This is a genomic window from Corynebacterium tuberculostearicum (genome assembly GCF_022347385.1).
Taxonomy (GTDB): domain Bacteria; phylum Actinomycetota; class Actinomycetes; order Mycobacteriales; family Mycobacteriaceae; genus Corynebacterium; species Corynebacterium tuberculostearicum_M.
In genome coordinates, this window is sequence record NZ_JAKRDT010000008.1 from 76,840 (window position 1) to 92,518 (window position 15,679).

General features: G+C 58.1%; 9 protein-coding genes and 3 tRNA genes. 8 read left to right on the forward strand and 4 right to left on the reverse strand.

Translation table 11 applies throughout. The features are described from left to right. Positions 1-2,208 carry a YhgE/Pip domain-containing protein gene (locus tag MHK00_RS06295; protein ID WP_250410874.1) on the forward strand — a complete coding sequence of 736 codons (2,208 nt, stop codon included), beginning with the start codon at positions 1-3 and terminating at the stop codon, positions 2,206-2,208. A gap of 1,003 nt (positions 2,209-3,211) precedes the next feature. On the opposite strand, the gene MHK00_RS06300 is transcribed toward MHK00_RS06295, so the two are convergent. The 4 genes from MHK00_RS06300 to gltX all read right to left on the reverse strand — a co-directional run bounded on the left by MHK00_RS06300 (position 3,212) and on the right by gltX (position 5,856). Then, positions 3,212-3,287 (reverse strand) — tRNA-Glu (locus MHK00_RS06300). A 652-nt stretch (positions 3,288-3,939) separates the two neighbouring features. Next, positions 3,940-4,012 (reverse strand) — tRNA-Glu (locus MHK00_RS06305). A gap of 39 nt (positions 4,013-4,051) precedes the next feature. Then, positions 4,052-4,123 (reverse strand) — tRNA-Gln (locus MHK00_RS06310). A 239-nt stretch (positions 4,124-4,362) separates the two neighbouring features. Further along, positions 4,363-5,856 carry a glutamate--tRNA ligase gene (gene gltX / locus MHK00_RS06315; RefSeq protein ID WP_250409249.1) on the reverse strand — a complete coding sequence of 498 codons (1,494 nt, stop codon included), beginning with the start codon at positions 5,854-5,856 and terminating at the stop codon, positions 4,363-4,365. Between the two features lie 232 nt (positions 5,857-6,088). On the opposite strand from gltX, the gene MHK00_RS06320 reads away from it, so the two are divergent. The 7 genes from MHK00_RS06320 to MHK00_RS06350 are packed head-to-tail and all read left to right on the forward strand — an operon-like array spanning position 6,089 to position 15,675. Beyond that, positions 6,089-8,554 carry a choice-of-anchor M domain-containing protein gene (locus MHK00_RS06320; RefSeq protein WP_250410875.1) on the forward strand — a complete coding sequence of 822 codons (2,466 nt, stop codon included), beginning with the start codon at positions 6,089-6,091 and terminating at the stop codon, positions 8,552-8,554. A gap of 36 nt (positions 8,555-8,590) precedes the next feature. Beyond that, complete coding sequence (locus MHK00_RS06325) at positions 8,591-10,192, forward strand: choice-of-anchor M domain-containing protein (RefSeq protein WP_250410876.1); 1,602 nt, start codon at positions 8,591-8,593, stop codon at positions 10,190-10,192. Then, positions 10,192-11,700, forward strand: a complete 1,509-nt coding sequence (locus MHK00_RS06330; protein ID WP_250410877.1) for an anchored repeat ABC transporter, substrate-binding protein — start codon at positions 10,192-10,194, stop codon at positions 11,698-11,700. The genes MHK00_RS06325 and MHK00_RS06330 overlap by 1 nt, the downstream gene beginning before the upstream one ends. Continuing rightward, the gene (locus MHK00_RS06335) at positions 11,693-12,571 is read left to right on the forward strand and encodes a choice-of-anchor M domain-containing protein (protein ID WP_250410878.1); all 879 of its coding nucleotides are present in this window, start codon (positions 11,693-11,695) and stop codon (positions 12,569-12,571) included. Before MHK00_RS06330 ends, MHK00_RS06335 begins: the two co-directional genes overlap by 8 nt. Further along, entirely contained in the window at positions 12,558-13,292 is a 735-nt protein-coding gene (locus tag MHK00_RS06340) for an anchored repeat-type ABC transporter ATP-binding subunit (RefSeq protein ID WP_436232072.1), read from the forward strand. Before MHK00_RS06335 ends, MHK00_RS06340 begins: the two co-directional genes overlap by 14 nt. After that, positions 13,289-14,197, forward strand: coding sequence for an anchored repeat-type ABC transporter permease subunit (locus tag MHK00_RS06345; RefSeq protein WP_250410880.1), 909 nt, complete (start codon positions 13,289-13,291; stop codon positions 14,195-14,197). The genes MHK00_RS06340 and MHK00_RS06345 overlap by 4 nt, the downstream gene beginning before the upstream one ends. Further along, positions 14,194-15,675, forward strand: a complete 1,482-nt coding sequence (locus tag MHK00_RS06350) for a choice-of-anchor M domain-containing protein (protein ID WP_250410881.1) — start codon at positions 14,194-14,196, stop codon at positions 15,673-15,675. The genes MHK00_RS06345 and MHK00_RS06350 overlap by 4 nt, the downstream gene beginning before the upstream one ends. Positions 15,676-15,679 lie beyond the last annotated feature (4 nt).

Here is a 15,679-nt window from a genome sequence, read left to right on the forward strand (position 1 = left end):
ATGAAAAACATTCTGACCATTCTCCGCGATGACCTCCACGCCATTCGCACCAATGTAATGACCGCGCTCATCATTTTTGGCCTTGCCATCATCCCGTTGCTTTTCACTTCCTTCAACGTGCTGGCTAGCTGGGATCCTTTTGCTAATACCAACCAGCTCAAGATTGCTGTGGCTAGCGAGGATGAAGGCCACGAAAGCGACCTCGCCTCCATGAAGCTTAATTTGGGCGATAAGGTGCTCTCGCAGCTCAGCCGCAATGACGATATCGATTGGGTCATTACTGATAGCGCCGATGCAGTTGAAGGAACAAAGTCCGGCGAATACTATGCCGGCATTGTCCTTCCCAAAGACTTCAGCACGGACCTTCTCACGTTCTATGTAGAAGGAACCGAACCAAGCAAGCTCAACCTCTATACAAATGAGAAGAAGAATGCGCTGTCTACCACCATCACGCAAAAGAGTGCGGACGGCGTCATCCAGAAAATCGACGAGTCCTTCACCCGTGTGGTAGCCAATGTCGGCCTTGGCGTCGTCTCGAATTTTGATAAATACCTCAATGAGGACGATACCCAGACTGCACTCAATAACCTGCACAATCGCGTCAATAACGTCAGCACCCGCCTTGATGCTGCGGCTGGCACCGTAGGTGCACTAAGCAATCTGGTCGACTCCACCCTGCCGCTTACGCAGGCTGCGGACAATATTCTCGCCGAGGCTGGACGCCAGGCTACGAAGACCAACAATGACCAAGGCGAAAACCCCATCGACGTTCTGCGCTCTACCCTCAATGACTCGGCTGGTTCGCTCGACGCTTCCTTGGCTGCTACAACGCGAAGCTACGATGCGCTCTCTGCCCAGGTCGATGAGTTGCTCAATAATGCAAGCAACACCAGCGCACAAACGGCGCAGACCTACCGCACCGCCGCTGAACGGGTGAATGAGCAAACTCAGGCCTTTGAGGGAGTTCGCACTTCCATCAAGGAGCAAGCCGATAAAGTAGCTCTACCTGCCGCAGTCGCGGGTGGATATAAGGCGATGATGGGCCAGATTGATGCCTCCATTGCCCAGAGCAACGCTCTGCATGATTCGCTCGTATCTACCGCCGATGACCTTGAGCAAGGCCGTGGCACGTCCCAAGACTCCCGACAGCGCACCAAGGATGCCATCGCCAATGCCAAGCAGGCTGCTGAAAAGGCACGTAATTCCTATAACGAGAACCTCAAACCGCAGCTAGATCAGCTCAACCAGAGCGTCTCGGTTGTCGCGGACGATATTGATGCTATCAAGCAGGACATCGCAGGCATTCGCTCCTCGGTTTCCGAGAATGACGAGTCGCCACAGCAAAGCCTGGCGCGCGCCCGCGATACCACTGCCGGCCTTGCCGGCACCCTGCGGGAGCAAAGCGGCCGTTTTGCGGACATGGGCCGCAAGATCGACAAGGTGCGCCGTGGCGGCGATTTGGCCAAGCTGGCGGATATCGTCGGCAACGATCCAGAACTGCTTGCCTCTCGCATCGCCGCTCCCGTGGCTGTAGACCGCCAGCCGGTCTACCCTGTCGCTGCCTTTGGCGTGGGTATGACGCCGTTCTACCTCACCTTGTCGCTATGGGTAGGCGCCCTTCTGGCATGCGTGCTGGTGCATACCAACGCCGAGCGTAAATACTTGCGCAAGGACGAGAACGGGAAGTACGACGAGAGCGAATTCACCCGTGGTCAGGCGTTTTTCGGCCGCTTTGCCACACTCGGCCTGGTCGGCCTCGCGCAGGCCACCTTGGTGGTTCTCAGCCTCATCTTCTTCGTCCAGATCGAGCCCGCTCACCCATTCATGCTCATGTTTGCTGCATGGATAGTCTCGCTGGTGTTTATGTTGATCATCTATGCACTTGTCATCACGCTCGATAGTGCCGGCAAGGCCTTAGCGGTGTTGTTGCTCGTGATACAAGTCTCGGGCTCCGGCGGCGCATACCCGCTGCCTTTGCTGCCTGAATGGTTCCAGAACGTGAGCCCCTGGCTACCAGCCACCTACGCCATCGATGCCTTCCGCAGCGCCATTGCTGGTATCTACCACGGCGACATATGGCGCGAGCTGGGCATGCTACTGCTATTTACCATCCCTGCACTCATCGTCGGCCTCGTTCTCCGCCGCGCCATGGATGCCTATCACAAGCGCATGCAGAAAGCGATTATGAAGACGAAGGTTATGGCGTAGCCACGCTTGCCGACGTCTTCCCTTCCACCCTTCCTATACCGCCCACCAAGCCCTTTTCACGGTTTGGTGGGCTTTTTCTTGGTCGGGGGTCCCACGCTAGTGCTCGAAAGACCTAGAAGGGGCTGAGAAAGCCGCATACGCATCCGCTAAGAAGTTCTCGGACGCCCTTTATCGCTAGGTCTAGCTCCTTTCTCTAGGGATTCCCTCGAACGCAGCTATCGGGCACGTAACCACTTACAGCCCACCTGAGTCCCTACTAAAGGACCGCTACGGGAATCTGTGCCCCGCTCTTTACCTCAGCTCCTATACCGTCCCGTGGGCAGGACGGTTAGCGCTTGGACATCGTGGCCTGTCCTACATACCGCTAGACCGCACAGGTCTTGGGTTAAGGGTCAGAATGTGTGTCTAGGATCGGGGATATCTAAGGCCTGACCTGTAGGTTCTTGTAGAATATATGGTTTGTAGGCGTATATCTGAGTTTCAGACGCGAAATCCACGGTGTGCCAGTGCACCCGTGGTAGTAAGCGGTGGAATGGTGGCCTAATGCCAAAGAACCGACCACGCTGTCACTGTGGTGGTAATAAAAATGCAACGGAACAAACAGTTGAGACTCCACCCGATAACGGTGTGAAAGCTGGTGACTCCCCGCCGACAAAGGTCTTCCTGGAGTCGCCTAGGCAGCAATATTCACCCAGGCCACCGTGTATTGCACTGCCTCGAGAACCTGAACGGCACCAACTCAATCAAATGGTGTTAGTGCCAGCCCACGCTGGGACGGCGATTTAGCAGGTGCTACTTGGTTGGCGTTCCCTAGTGCACCATCGGCTGTACTGGGCATGCTAATGACCAGGACTTCACCAACGCCGTCTACGCCCAGTCAAGCAGCCGCAAAACGGGCGTATCTAACCTCAACGACACGCCGAGCCAGACACACATTTTGACCCTTAACCCCAGGTCTTAGGTAAAGAAAAAGCTGCGAGCCATCTGGCTCGCAGCTTTCCGTTGGTACCCCGTACGGGATTTGAACCCGTGTTACCGGCGTGAGAGGCCGGCGTCCTAGGCCGCTAGACGAACGGGGCGCGTTCGCAGCAATCGCACACTGTGCGTTGCGGACTTGTTAAGAGTAAACGATGGGTTAATTCAGCACAAATCGCGCGGTCAAGGACGGTTTTAAGGGCAGGCGAAGGAAAACGCAAAAATTCCCGAGCCCGGTACTGCAGTGAGGGTTCTTCGTGGCCGAGGTGCGGATCGAATCAGTGGTTATTCCGCAAGCAATCTGTGGATAGTCCGTGGCCGAGAACGCTGTGCTAGTAGGACTCGGGATGGCGCTGTGCGTCGAAGTGCATATGCTGCAGGCTCCTATACTTCATACAAACGTTGGTGGGAAGGAAGTTGTGGATTATAGCGTTACTACCTGGCTGTGCTTTCGGGCTGTGCGCCTTGGCTGTGGTGCGTTTCGCTTTCTGTCACCCGCTCTCCTTTCTGTCTGTTTTCTGCTGTACCTGCAGTCTATGCCTGCACGTGCAGGACAGGAAGGGTTTTGCATAACTTCGCGGCGGTCTTAACCCTGGTCTCATTGGCAGCAGGCTGCTGCCTGCGCGGACGAGTGCAATGGTCTGGGGTAGGTTATAACCAGTTTTACTTGCGTCGTGGTCGCACCCCAGACTGACGCTGGAAAAGATGTTTCCCCGGAAATGAAAAATCCTCCAGCCTAAAGGCTGGAGGTCTTTGTACCCCGTACGGGATTTGAACCCGTGTTACCGGCGTGAGAGGCCGGCGTCCTAGGCCGCTAGACGAACGGGGCATAGAACTAGTGATCCTGCCGTTTAAAGCATTTTCACTGCTGGCCTACCAGGACTCGAACCTAGAATGGCGGTACCAGAAACCGCTGTGTTGCCAATTACACCATAGGCCATTTGCTAACTTGCGTTGGAAGCTTATTGCCTTCCGGCTGTGCTCCCTTGCTCGCTGCAACGTGTAATAACTATAATGATCAACGCGTAAACTGCCAAATCGCCAGCGCACACGCCATTTTCAGGCCAGTAGAGTGGTTAATAAAATGCGGCGAATGACAGCGCTGTAGTTCAGCTGTCATTCGCCGCATCGAAGGGCGGGATTAGATATCTATCGCCGCCTTACGGGAGGCGCTCCCCCCTACTGTGCCGCCGGCACATAAGGAGTCACTTCACGGGCCGCACGAAGGCGGGCCAGGGTGGACTCCTTACCCAGCAGCTCCATGGACTCAAAGAGTGGTGGGGAAACCTGGGCGCCGGAAATAGCTACGCGCAGTGCGCCGTAAGCCTTACGGGGCTTCAACTCAAGGTCTTCAATAAGCGCTTTGGATAGTGCCGCCTCAATATTCTCGGTCTTCCACTCCGCAATGCCCTCGAGGGTCTCGATGCCGACCTCGAGTGGCTGAATGGCCTCTTCCTTGAGGTTCTTCTTCGCTGCCTTCTCATCGAGCTTTAGGTCGGCATCCGGGGTGACCAAGAAGCTCATGAGCCCGTAAGCATCAGACAGGGTCTTGATACGGGTCTGCACAAGATCTGCGGCGAAGGCGAACTTCTCGCCGTCATAGTCGGCCGGGAAATCCGTGTATTCGGTCAGGTAGTTACGCAGACGGAAGGCAAACTCTTCTGGGTCTAGCTGGCGGATGTGATCCGCGTTGATGGCCTCGAGTTTCTTCTGGTCAAAGCGTGCAGGGTTACCCAGCACATCGTGGACGTCGAAGTTTTCTACCAAGTCATCCATGCTGAAGATGTCTTGGTCCGCGGACAGGGACCAGCCCAACAGGGACAGGTAGTTGAGCATACCCTCAGGGATAATGCCGTTATCGCGGTGATTAAACAGGTTGGACTGCGGGTCGCGCTTAGACAGTTTCTTATTGCCCTCGCCCATCACGAAGGGTAGGTGGCCAAACTCTGGGGTAAACTCGGCGATGCCGATCTTCTGCAGGGCGTCGTAAAGCGCGAGCTGACGCGGAGTAGAAGAAAGTAGGTCCTCACCGCGCAGCACGTGGGTGATGCGCATCAGGGCGTCATCAACCGGGTTAACCAGGGTGTAGAGGGGCGCACCATTGGAGCGAGCTACTACATAGTCCGGCTGGGTCTCAGACTTGAAGGTCATCTCGCCACGCACCAGGTCGGTCCAGGTCCAATCCTGCTCCGGCATGCGCAGGCGCCAGACAGGCTTGCGGCCCTCCGCCTCAAAAGCGTCGATCTGCTCCTGAGTGAGGTCACGGTCATAGTTGTCATAGCCCAGCTTCGGGTCACGGCCAGCAGCCTTGTGGCGCTCCTCTACCTCTTCAGCCGTGGAGTATGCCGGGTAGACAAATCCGCCGTCGATAAGCTTGTCTAGAACCTCCTTGTAGATGTCCATGCGCTGGGACTGACGGTAAGGCTCGTGCGGGCCACCGACATCGATGCCTTCATCCCAGCCCAACCCAAGCCAGGTCAGGGAATCAATGATGGCCTGGTAGGACTCTTCAGAGTCACGGGCGGCATCGGTGTCCTCGATGCGGAATACCAGCTTGCCGCCGGTATGGCGGGCGTAGGCCCAGTTGAATAGTGCGGTGCGCACCATGCCTACGTGCGGTGTGCCGGTTGGGGACGGACAGAATCTAACGCGTACTTCAGTCATGCCCACCATCGTAGTGGAGGCGCCGATTCCAGTCCGCACCAGCCCAAGCGCCCCTGAATCCTGCCCGGCGCGCGGCGGCTTGCAGTCTATTCCTACACGCAAATTGGGGTAATTGGAAACGGGTTTCACTACAAAGCTACTGGTCGGTGAAATCGGTTTCCATTACGGCTAGCAGGTTATGGGATTCATTTTCTATAGTTTCTGGTGAACTTGTGAGAACTGTAGAAAGGCCTTCCCAACTGTGGCTTCCCCACGCACCCGTTTCCTTGCCACGCTGAGCACGCTAGCGCTTATCACGCCCGCCACGGCCGTCGCCGGCCCCGATGATGGCAAGCACATTGCCACCGATACCCACGTTGACTCCCCTAAGTCTTTCTGGGAGAACAACGACTTCGTGCTGAAGTCTGAATTTGGCGGCCAGGAACCGCCGATCGCAGACACCGTCGCCTGGGTGGGCAGGGGCTACAGTGCCATGGACGGCCACAACCAGTACCTCTATACGCTGCCGAAAAATGGCACTCAGGACTATATTGGGGCGCCCGGAACCACGTACTACACCGCGCCGCACCAAGTGTCCGGCAATACCTCACCCATCTGGTTGGGCTTTGGCGCCGATACCTCCCTGCCCACTGACAAATTCCGCGATGGCGTAGCTTTCCTCGACTTGCTGAGCGTTGATGGCCCCGGCGAGGTCGAGCTTTTCACCAATAAAGATGATGAGGACGGAACCCAGCTGCACCGTATGCTCGGCTCCTTCCCTGATTCACCGCATTCGGCCTATCTCGTTGCCGGCACGCACACCCACAACTCCACGCTGTTTACCAAACCTGGCCGTTACCGCCTGACCTACCGCACCAGTGCGCGCGGAAAGGATGGCCAGCTCATAGCCAATGAGCCACAGACCACCACCATCCAAGTTGGCGGGCAAAAGCCCAAAGAGGAAAAAACGCCGAGCCTCAAGGAGCGCTTCGCCCAGTCTGCGGCCGGCAACGCCGCTGCTGCAGGCTACAGCCTGCGCATGGCCCCCAAGTCCAATCCTGAAAAAGACGGTGACGACAAGCTCACCACCATTTCCTTCGACGCCAAGAACAAGGCACAAGGCACTCTCACTCTGCTTATCGACGGCTACTTCCTCACCGACCTTCCCGTTAAGAATGGCCGCGCGCAGTGGGACGAGTACATGGGACCAGATCCGTCCAAGGTCCAGGCCGTATTTACCCCAGAGGGTGATGCCCCGCGCTGGATTTCTAATCCCCTTGACGTCCAGCCTGGCGCGTCCGTCCAGACAGATTCTTCTTCCGCTGCCGAGACGTGGCAGGAAGCCTCCCACCCGCGCCAGCTTGCCCCCACCCAGGAAACCGAGCTGCAGGAACTGGGCTATACCATCCGTATGCGCAAGCAGGGCAAGGGCGGCACCAAGATCGTGGTCGATACCGACGATAAGAACTTCAACGGCCTTCTCACCGGCGGTCTTTATGATGCCAAGGATTCCAAATACCCCACCGTGGATCTGGAAACCCCTATTACTAACGGGCACGGCGAGGTCGCCTTTGATGAGGGCGAGTACTTCGAAGGCTATTTTGCCAAGGTAAACCTCTTCCCCCATTCCACTGTTAAGGCCGGACACGCTAGCAGCGTTATTACGGAGTCTTTTGCTTTTGGTGAAAACTATGAAGCCAGTGGGAAGTTCTCCACTTCCAATGAGGAACCGGAGGCTACCCCAGGCAAGGAAGACACTCCGTCTTCCGCGCCGCAGCCAGGCACCGAAGAACCGCAAGCCGGCAATGCACAATGCAGCGAAAAGTACCTACTAGACCGTGGTCATGTAGACATCAAGGCCCAGCCTGCCGAGGGAGGCTTTGCAACGGTTCTGCGCGATGACACGGCACAGGTGGACAAGAAGTCTGTTGACCGCAAACTCGATGACGTTGTACTCGGCGTACACGATAATGCGCTCACCCCGCGCAATAAGAAGCTCGCAGGCAAGGAGTTCGATTTCCTAGGAAAGCCCGGTGAGCGCTTCTATCACCTGCCGCAAACCCAGGATCAAAACATCATTTGGCCCGGCTATAACACCCAGGACCTGGATTATTCCTCAACCAAGGACAACGCCGTCAACCTCAACTTGAAGCCCACCTCCACGCCGGACGGTGCCGAGTGGGGCGCATTCATCGATGGCTCCCATGGCAAGGGCTTTTCGGTCCTCGCCAATTCTGCGGCTAAGGACTACACCATTGAAACCAACTTTCCGGCTCATACCCATACACACTGGGCCTTTTCCAAGCCTGGCTTGTACACCTTTGAGGCTACTTATTCGGCCACGGGCACGGACGGCAAGGAACTAAAGTCCGCGCCCCAAACCCTCACCTTTGCCGTGGGCGATAAGACGTTGGATTCCTGTTCCTTCCGCGCGCCGGGCACGTCTGGGAGCGGAGAGCCCAGCGAAAGTCCAACGGATAAGCCTTCCGCGGAGCCTTCCGCGGAGCCTTCCCAGGAGCCTTCCCAGGAGCCTTCCACCCAACCATCCGCCCCAGATACGCCGGACAAGCCAGCTCACCCCGGTAGGCCAGAAGAGCCCACAGGGTCCTCGTTTAGCCCGTGGAGTCTGGTCCTCCCAGCGGTTCTCGTGGTGGTTTTCAAGGCCTTTTATAACTTCTTCCGCGATAACGAGGACCTCATCCGCAAACGCTTCGGCCTCAACTTCTAAGCCTCTTCTACCCCACCAACTAGACGGGAAACCACAATGCACTATTCACCATCCTTTGCCTCCCGGCGCGTCCCGCTGCGGCGCCGATTCATTCACGTATTCGCCGCCGTCTTTGCCACAGCATTGGCCTTCTTCTCCCCCGCCGCGGCACTTGCCTTTGATGAGGTCTTCGACTCTGGCCACGTAGACGCCTTCTATGTCACGGCCCCAGATGGTCAGCTACATCTGTCAATGAAGGAAGACATCACTGGATCGGGCGTCCCACGCTCCGGCGATGATGTGGTGCTCAAGGTTGTCGAGGATGCCTGGTCGGATGCCACCGAGGCCGTGCCGGAGATAGGCCAGCCCACCTACTTCCTGCCGCAATCGCAAGACCAGCGCATCATTTGGCCGGGCTGGGATACCCAACCTGCACGCGATGGCGGCTTTGACAACGTTGACCTAGAATTCGCCGAAGTTTCCGGCCCGGGTTCGGTATATGTCTTTGAGACCAGCGGTTTCGGAGACATACAGGCGGTTACTGATTCCGGTTCAATGGAGCTGACCAGCGGCGAGGTTATCAACCAACCCAATCCAGCCCACCGGCACGTCAACTGGGCCTTTAGCGAGGCCGGCACCTATACCATGACGGTGCGAGCCCATTCCAACGGCGAAACCAGCAATGCTGTGACCTACACCTGGGAAGTGGGCGACGGCGGCGATGCGTCCACAGCCGATCGATCGGCTGACACGGGCGAGGTAAGCAATGACCAAGAGGCTACGAACGCCCAACGACCAGCAGACAAGGGCGGGGCTGCAGCTGCCGATAAGTCCGGCGCCTCCGGGGACGAAGAGTGCACCCCGGGAATGACTCCGCAAATCAAGGACGATACGGTCTCCCCCTCCCAGTGGCGCGATGCTGATGGCGCTACCTTTTATCTCTCCGATAAATCAAGCGTCGATCTGCCTCAAGAGGTAGGTCCAGTGCCAGCTGGTCAGGCGTGGATGATTGGTTCTACCCAGGTCGATGGTGTGCCGTGGCTCGGCGCTAATACCCAAAGTCCGACCATGCGAGAGAATATCCCTGGAGATGTCACCTGGGAGCTAGCAGGCTTCAAGGGACCCGGCCCGATGATGGTCTACTCCCAGGGCGGCTTGGGAAAAATCGTGGGCGATGAGTGGTTCCGCGGCAATGCAGATGAGGCGGAGGGTACCTATTCGATTGCGCCCAATACGCACGTGCACCCCAACTGGGTCTTTGGTGCTCAGGGCACCTATGACGTCACCATCCGCCAGGTGGCCAAGACCAATGAGGGCAAGCAAGTTGCCGGTGAAGCGACACTTCACTTCGTGGTCGGCGGCGACAAGCCGGCTGAAGCCTTTGACAACGGACACTTCGACTTGGGCGCTGCGGTAAATCCGGAGGGCGGCGACTGCGGGCATGGTGCTGCGGCAGGTGGGGCGTCGGCAAGCGCTAGTGGCTCTACCGCAAATACCGGATCAAACACTGGCCAGTCCGGGCAGGCATACAGCAAGGGCGGTTCTTTAGCCAATACGGGGACTCCTATTGTTCCCTTCGGCATCGGGGTGTTGGGCTTGGGCATGCTCTTCCTCGGCCTAGGCATTGCCCGTCTAGCTGTAGCTAAGGCAGCGGACTAATGGCGCGTGCGCTTTCTCATAGACGCAGGCTTCGGACCATAGGCGCGCTGCTGGGCTCCTGCCTGCTGGCTACTGGTTGTGCCCCTTCGGCTGCGTTGGATACCGGAAGCGGAGAAAAATTCGCCGTGGTGGCCACCACCCCGATCCTCGCGGATCTTGCGCGCAACGTCGCGGGAGAAGATGCCCGGGTACAAAGCCTTATCCCCAGCGGAAAAGATCCGCATACCTTTGAGCCAACGCTGCGCACGGTGCGCGATGTTGCCAATGCCGATTTGGCACTGAGCAATGGCTACTTGCTGGAGCCGCAGTCTCTCATCGATACGCTGCACGAATCCACCGATGCCCCCGTGGTGGAAGTCGCCGATGCTGCCTCCACCCGCGGTGCCACTCTGGTGCCGCTGGTAGAAGATGTCTCGCTCGAGGCGATTTGGCTGGGCCTGCGCATCAGCGGTGCACAGCAGCGCTCTTCCGGAGTGGACTTCCGCATGGTCTCTGCCGATGGGCCAGGTAACGTCGCGGCCTATGTGGTCTCTACTTTCGGCACCCCGGAGGTCCTTTTTGACTCGGCCGATGGCATCGATGGAAAAGACTCAGTGACCTTGCCGGCCAACGCCCACACGCACGTCTCCTGGGGATTTTCCCAGCCAGGAATCTACCACCTCGGGTTCCAAGCAGAGGGCACCGACGTCCAACACCTCACTGTGGCCGTGGGAGTAAACCCTCCTAAAGGCATGCACGTGATAGATTCCGGACACCTGGATATTGCAGGTGACCTAGCCAAGCACAGCATTGACTTGCGCGATCAGGACAAGCGCTTCGACCCTGCCACCACCGTGGTGTCAATCCCCTCTTCGGTACTGCAGCCCATACCGCCAGATCCGTCCTACCGCTTCCTGGGCAGGCCGGGATCGGATACCTACCTATTGCCGCAGGCGGTGCTGGGAAAACACATCCACGGCGAGGTGGACCCGCACCTGTGGCACAACGTGGACAATGCCATCGCCTACGTCGATGTCATTGCCGAGGAAATGGCGCAGGCAGATCCTTCCCACGGGGCGTCCTACCGCCAACGGGCGGAGGCCTACACGCAGCGTCTGCGGAATACGGATACCTATGTTGACCGCGCCATTTCTTCTATCGCAGAAGAAAACCGGCACCTTGTGACCACGCACCACGGCTACGCCTATCTGGAGCAAGGATATGACATGTCGGTGGCCGGCTTCGTCACCCCCAATCCGGCCATCGAGCCTTCCCCACGCGAGGTCATTTCCTTGCGCCGCACGCTGGAGAACCTCCATCTACCAGCCGTGTTTGTAGAGCCCGTGCAGCAGGCAAGCACCGAGACCCTGAAGCAGGCTGCCGCGGAGCAAGGCGTGGAGCTGTGCCCCATCTACGGCGATACGTTCGATGACACCGTCAGCTCTTACATCGACCTTATGAGATTTAACGCTGACTCCCTGCAGCGTTGCCTGAACCCCAACCCCACCCATGGAGATAAAAATGCTTAAATTCGCTACTCGTACCGCCACCCGCACCGCCGCCTGCGTCCTTACTGCAGGTCTGGCACTTTCTACCAGCCCTGCGTGGGCGGGCGACCTCGCCCAGGTGGTCGGTGCCGACGAACACGTTGCCCCGCAGGGCGAAGAAAAGGTCATCGACACCGGTCACGTAGACGTTGGCGCCCTGCTTGATGGCACGGATTCTGAGCTTATGGCCCGCGATGATGCCGGCGATAAGCCAGTCTGGCGTCACTTGGACGACCTCGTGTTTTCCGTGGGCGATAAAGCACAGCAAACCCTTCCCGACACTGATGACTTTGGCTTCGTTGGCGCTGAGTCCGGCGATAAGGTCTGGGTGGTTCCTCAAACCGAGCAAGTCGGCGTTCCCTGGCTGGGGTGGAATACCCAGGCGCCCTCCCTTGTCGACGCCGCCGACCGCGGCGTCACCATGGAATTCCTCGGCCATTCCGGACCAGGCGATTTCTCCCTCTTCTTACAAAACGGCGGCTTTGAAGCGCCACAGCTCTTGTGGTCCACCGCGCAGAAGAGCGACGAGGACTTCTGGGTAGACCTCAATACCCACACCCACGCCAACTGGACGTTTACGGAGCCAGGTACTCACCAGGTGGGCATCAGGGTGAAGGGCAAGACCAAGGACGGCGCCGATTTCAGCACTGATGGCGTACTCACCTTCGCCGTGGGCGATGATGCCGACGTCCAAGCGGCCCAAGACACTACCTGGAATCCAGACGATGCCCAGACCGCGGGCTCGTCTATTCCCACCTGGGTCTTTGTTCTCGCCGGCGTTGGCGCCGTAGTACTACTGCTGGCCCTAGGGCTCGCCCTGCGTTCAGCTAAGCGGGGCGATAGCCGTGGCTAAACCGCTCATTTCCGTTGCTGATCTCAACGTCTCGCTCTCGCACCGCAGCGTAATTAGCGATGCCAATCTAGAGGTCCACCCCGGCGAATTCATCGGGCTCCTCGGGCCGAATGGTGCTGGTAAGACCACCCTCATGCGCGCCATTTTAGGGCTCATCCCTTCCTCCGGAACTCGCAGCATCTCCGGCACCGTGGGGTATGTTCCCCAGCGTCACGAAGTGGAATGGGGCTTTCCCATCAATGTCTATCGCACCGTGCTCAGCGGCCGTACCGGCCTTATCGGCTGGCTGAAGCGACCGCGCTCTAAGGATCATGCCGCAGCAGCAGAGGCGCTTCGGCTGGTTCACATGGAAGAATTTTCTACCCGCCCCATCGAAGAACTCTCCGGTGGTCAACGCCAGCGCGTGCTCATCGCCCGGGCCCTCGCCACACAACCACACGTGCTGCTGCTCGATGAGCCCTTTACCGGACTAGATGCGCCCAATACCGAATCGCTCCTCGAGCTTTTTGAAGAGCTTTCCCACCGCGGAACATCCATCATTATGTCCACTCATAACCTTTCTGAAGCCGCACATTCTTGCCACCGCCTCATTCTCTTTAACGGCACCGTAGTAGCCGATGATTCTGCCTCGACCCTTCTTCACCAGACGGATCCGTGGACAAAAACCTTTGGCGTGCGTGCCGGTTCCCCTTTGCTTTCTGCCATTGGAGTCACCGCATGATAGAAATTTCCTTCCTCGATTTCCTGCGCGACCTGGTCAATCCCCACCTTGACTTTCTCGCCCGCGCGGTAGGCATCTCCTTGCTTGCGGCCATCGTATGCGGCGTCATCGGCTGCTATGTCGTGCTACGCGGCATGGCCTTTATTGGCGATGCCGTCTCCCACGCCGTATTCCCGGGACTAGCCATTGCCTTCGCCCTACAGACCTCGGTGCTCGTGGGTGGCGCAGTCGCTGGTGCGGTTGTGGCCTTGCTCATCGCCGCTTTTTCGCAGCGTCGCCACGTGCGAGCGGATTCCATCATCGGTATCTTCTTCGCCGCTGCTTTCGCTTTGGGCATGGTGATAATCTCGCGCACCGATGGTTATAGTGCTTCGCTGACAAGCTTCCTCTTCGGCTCACTCACCGGCGTTTCCCGCACCGATATTATCGTCGCGGGCTGCGTGTGCGCCGTTGTTGTCGCCATCGTTATTGCCTTTGGCCCCCAGCTCAACGCCACGTGCTTGGACCGGGAAACTGCCCGCGCAATGGGCTTGCCTGTCTTTGTGCTGGACATCATTTTGTACCTGTGTGTCACGGCCGCAGTGGTCATTTCCGTGAGCACCATCGGCAATATCTTGGTCCTCGCGCTGCTCATCACTCCGGCCGCGACGGCACGCCTGCTTAGCACAAATCTAACGACCATGATGTGCCTTTCTGCCCTCATTGGTGCGCTGTCGAGCTTCCTAGGCATCTACCTGGCATGGGCCATTGATCTTCCGGCTGGCGCCACCATCGTGCTCACCCTCACCGCCATTTTCTTGGTTGTATGGGCCATCCATCCACTTCTCGGCGCCCGCAAGCACGCAGGTGCCTCGCTTTCCGACGCCCCACACCCCACCCCACGAAAGGAATCCGTCTCCTCATGAAACCTGTCTGCCGCACCGCGGTGGCCCTTGGCACCGCGGGACTGATAAGCCTCGGCGCCCTTCCGGGAGCGGGAGTAGAACTCTTCGAGCCCGCCACCGCATATGCAGAAGAATCCACCGAAGCATGCACTTCCAGCGACTTCGACCTCATCACCAAGGGACACCAGGACATGGCGCTCAGCGGCGATTCCGGTGATCTCAGCTTCAAGGTCAAAGATGATGATAAAGGCATCGAGCATGACTCTGAATCCTTTGCCATTGAGGTAACTGATGACCTTAAACAACCGCTATCGGAGCTCGGTGATTCTTCCCTGCCCGATGAAGGTTGGATTCTGCCGCAAACGCAAGACCCCGATGCTCCTTGGCTAGGTTTTAATACCCAAGAGTTATCTCAGGATCTCCTCGCCGCTGGAGACACCGCTACTTTGAGCATGGCTATCGCACAGGGCCCTGAGGATGGCCGCATCCTGGCCTACCAGGTGAATCTTGGTGACCCCAAGGTGCTTATGGACACTGCCGATGGCTCTGCCTGGGACTACCCCGGCAACTCCCATTCCCACCCGGCCTTTGCCTTTACCGAGCCGGGTACTTACGCAGTGAGCTTTACCTTCGAGCTTCCCGACGGCTCCCGACACCACTTGCATGCCGGCTTCCTCGTCGGCGAGCAGGCAGATGCGAAGGATCTATGCGGTGTGGACTATGCCGATGCGGATGGTGCTTCCGGCAACAGTGGTGACTCAAATAGCCGCCCCAAGCAACTGGAAAAAGACGTCAAAGACGTAGACAAAGCCATCGCCGGGTTGGACAAAGAGCTCGACAATACCCTGCAGGAGGGCCAGAAATTCCTAGAAGGTGGCAAGACACAAGAAGACAAGAAGGGTTCTGACGAGGACAGCGCGGGCAAGCGCAAGCAGCCCTCCCGCACCAAGGAAAAAGACGCTGGGAAGGATGGAGCGCCACGTAAGACGCCGTCCACGGGTTCGGCTCACGCCTCTGGTACTACTCGAAAGTCTGGTGCTGGTTCTGGGGCTACGACCCACCATTCGGCTAGCCGTGTTAATGATTCTGCCTCCACTGCGAAATCCGGAAAAAGCGGAGGCGCTGGCACGGGCTCGCACCGTTCTGCTTCCACCAGCGGTTCTTCCCACTCGACGGCCAAAAAGTCCACCGGCTCTCGGGACGCAAAGTCCGCAAAGCGTACCAAGGGCAAGGCCGCAGGCACCGCTGGTGCACAGAGGGTGCCGGATGCTGGCGCTGCGGAAGGCAGGGACTCTGAGAATGTACTGACTAATGCCGCTGCGTATACCGCCACTCTGGCTAAAAGCAGCTTCTGGGCGGGCCTTTTAGCCGGACTAGGCGCATTCGCTCTGGTGCTCGGAATCGGCCTGTTGGTCTATGTCCAGTTCTTCCGCAAGAAGAAGGCCCCAGCGCAGCAGCCGGCCGATGATGCCACGGCAAACTTGCCGCGCGTCGACTAGCCCA

Coding starts and splice junctions, on each gene's coding strand:
- MHK00_RS06325 (WP_250410876.1), top strand. CDS start 8,591: ATGCACTATTCACCATCCTTTGCCTCCCGGCGCGTCCCGCTGCGGCGC.
- MHK00_RS06345 (WP_250410880.1), top strand. CDS start 13,289: ATGATAGAAATTTCCTTCCTCGATTTCCTGCGCGACCTGGTCAATCCC.
- MHK00_RS06330 (WP_250410877.1), top strand. CDS start 10,192: ATGGCGCGTGCGCTTTCTCATAGACGCAGGCTTCGGACCATAGGCGCG.
- MHK00_RS06350 (WP_250410881.1), top strand. CDS start 14,194: ATGAAACCTGTCTGCCGCACCGCGGTGGCCCTTGGCACCGCGGGACTG.
- MHK00_RS06295 (WP_250410874.1), top strand. CDS start 1: ATGAAAAACATTCTGACCATTCTCCGCGATGACCTCCACGCCATTCGC.
- MHK00_RS06335 (WP_250410878.1), top strand. CDS start 11,693: ATGCTTAAATTCGCTACTCGTACCGCCACCCGCACCGCCGCCTGCGTC.
- gltX (WP_250409249.1), bottom strand. CDS start 5,856: ATGGTGGGCATGACTGAAGTACGCGTTAGATTCTGTCCGTCCCCAACC.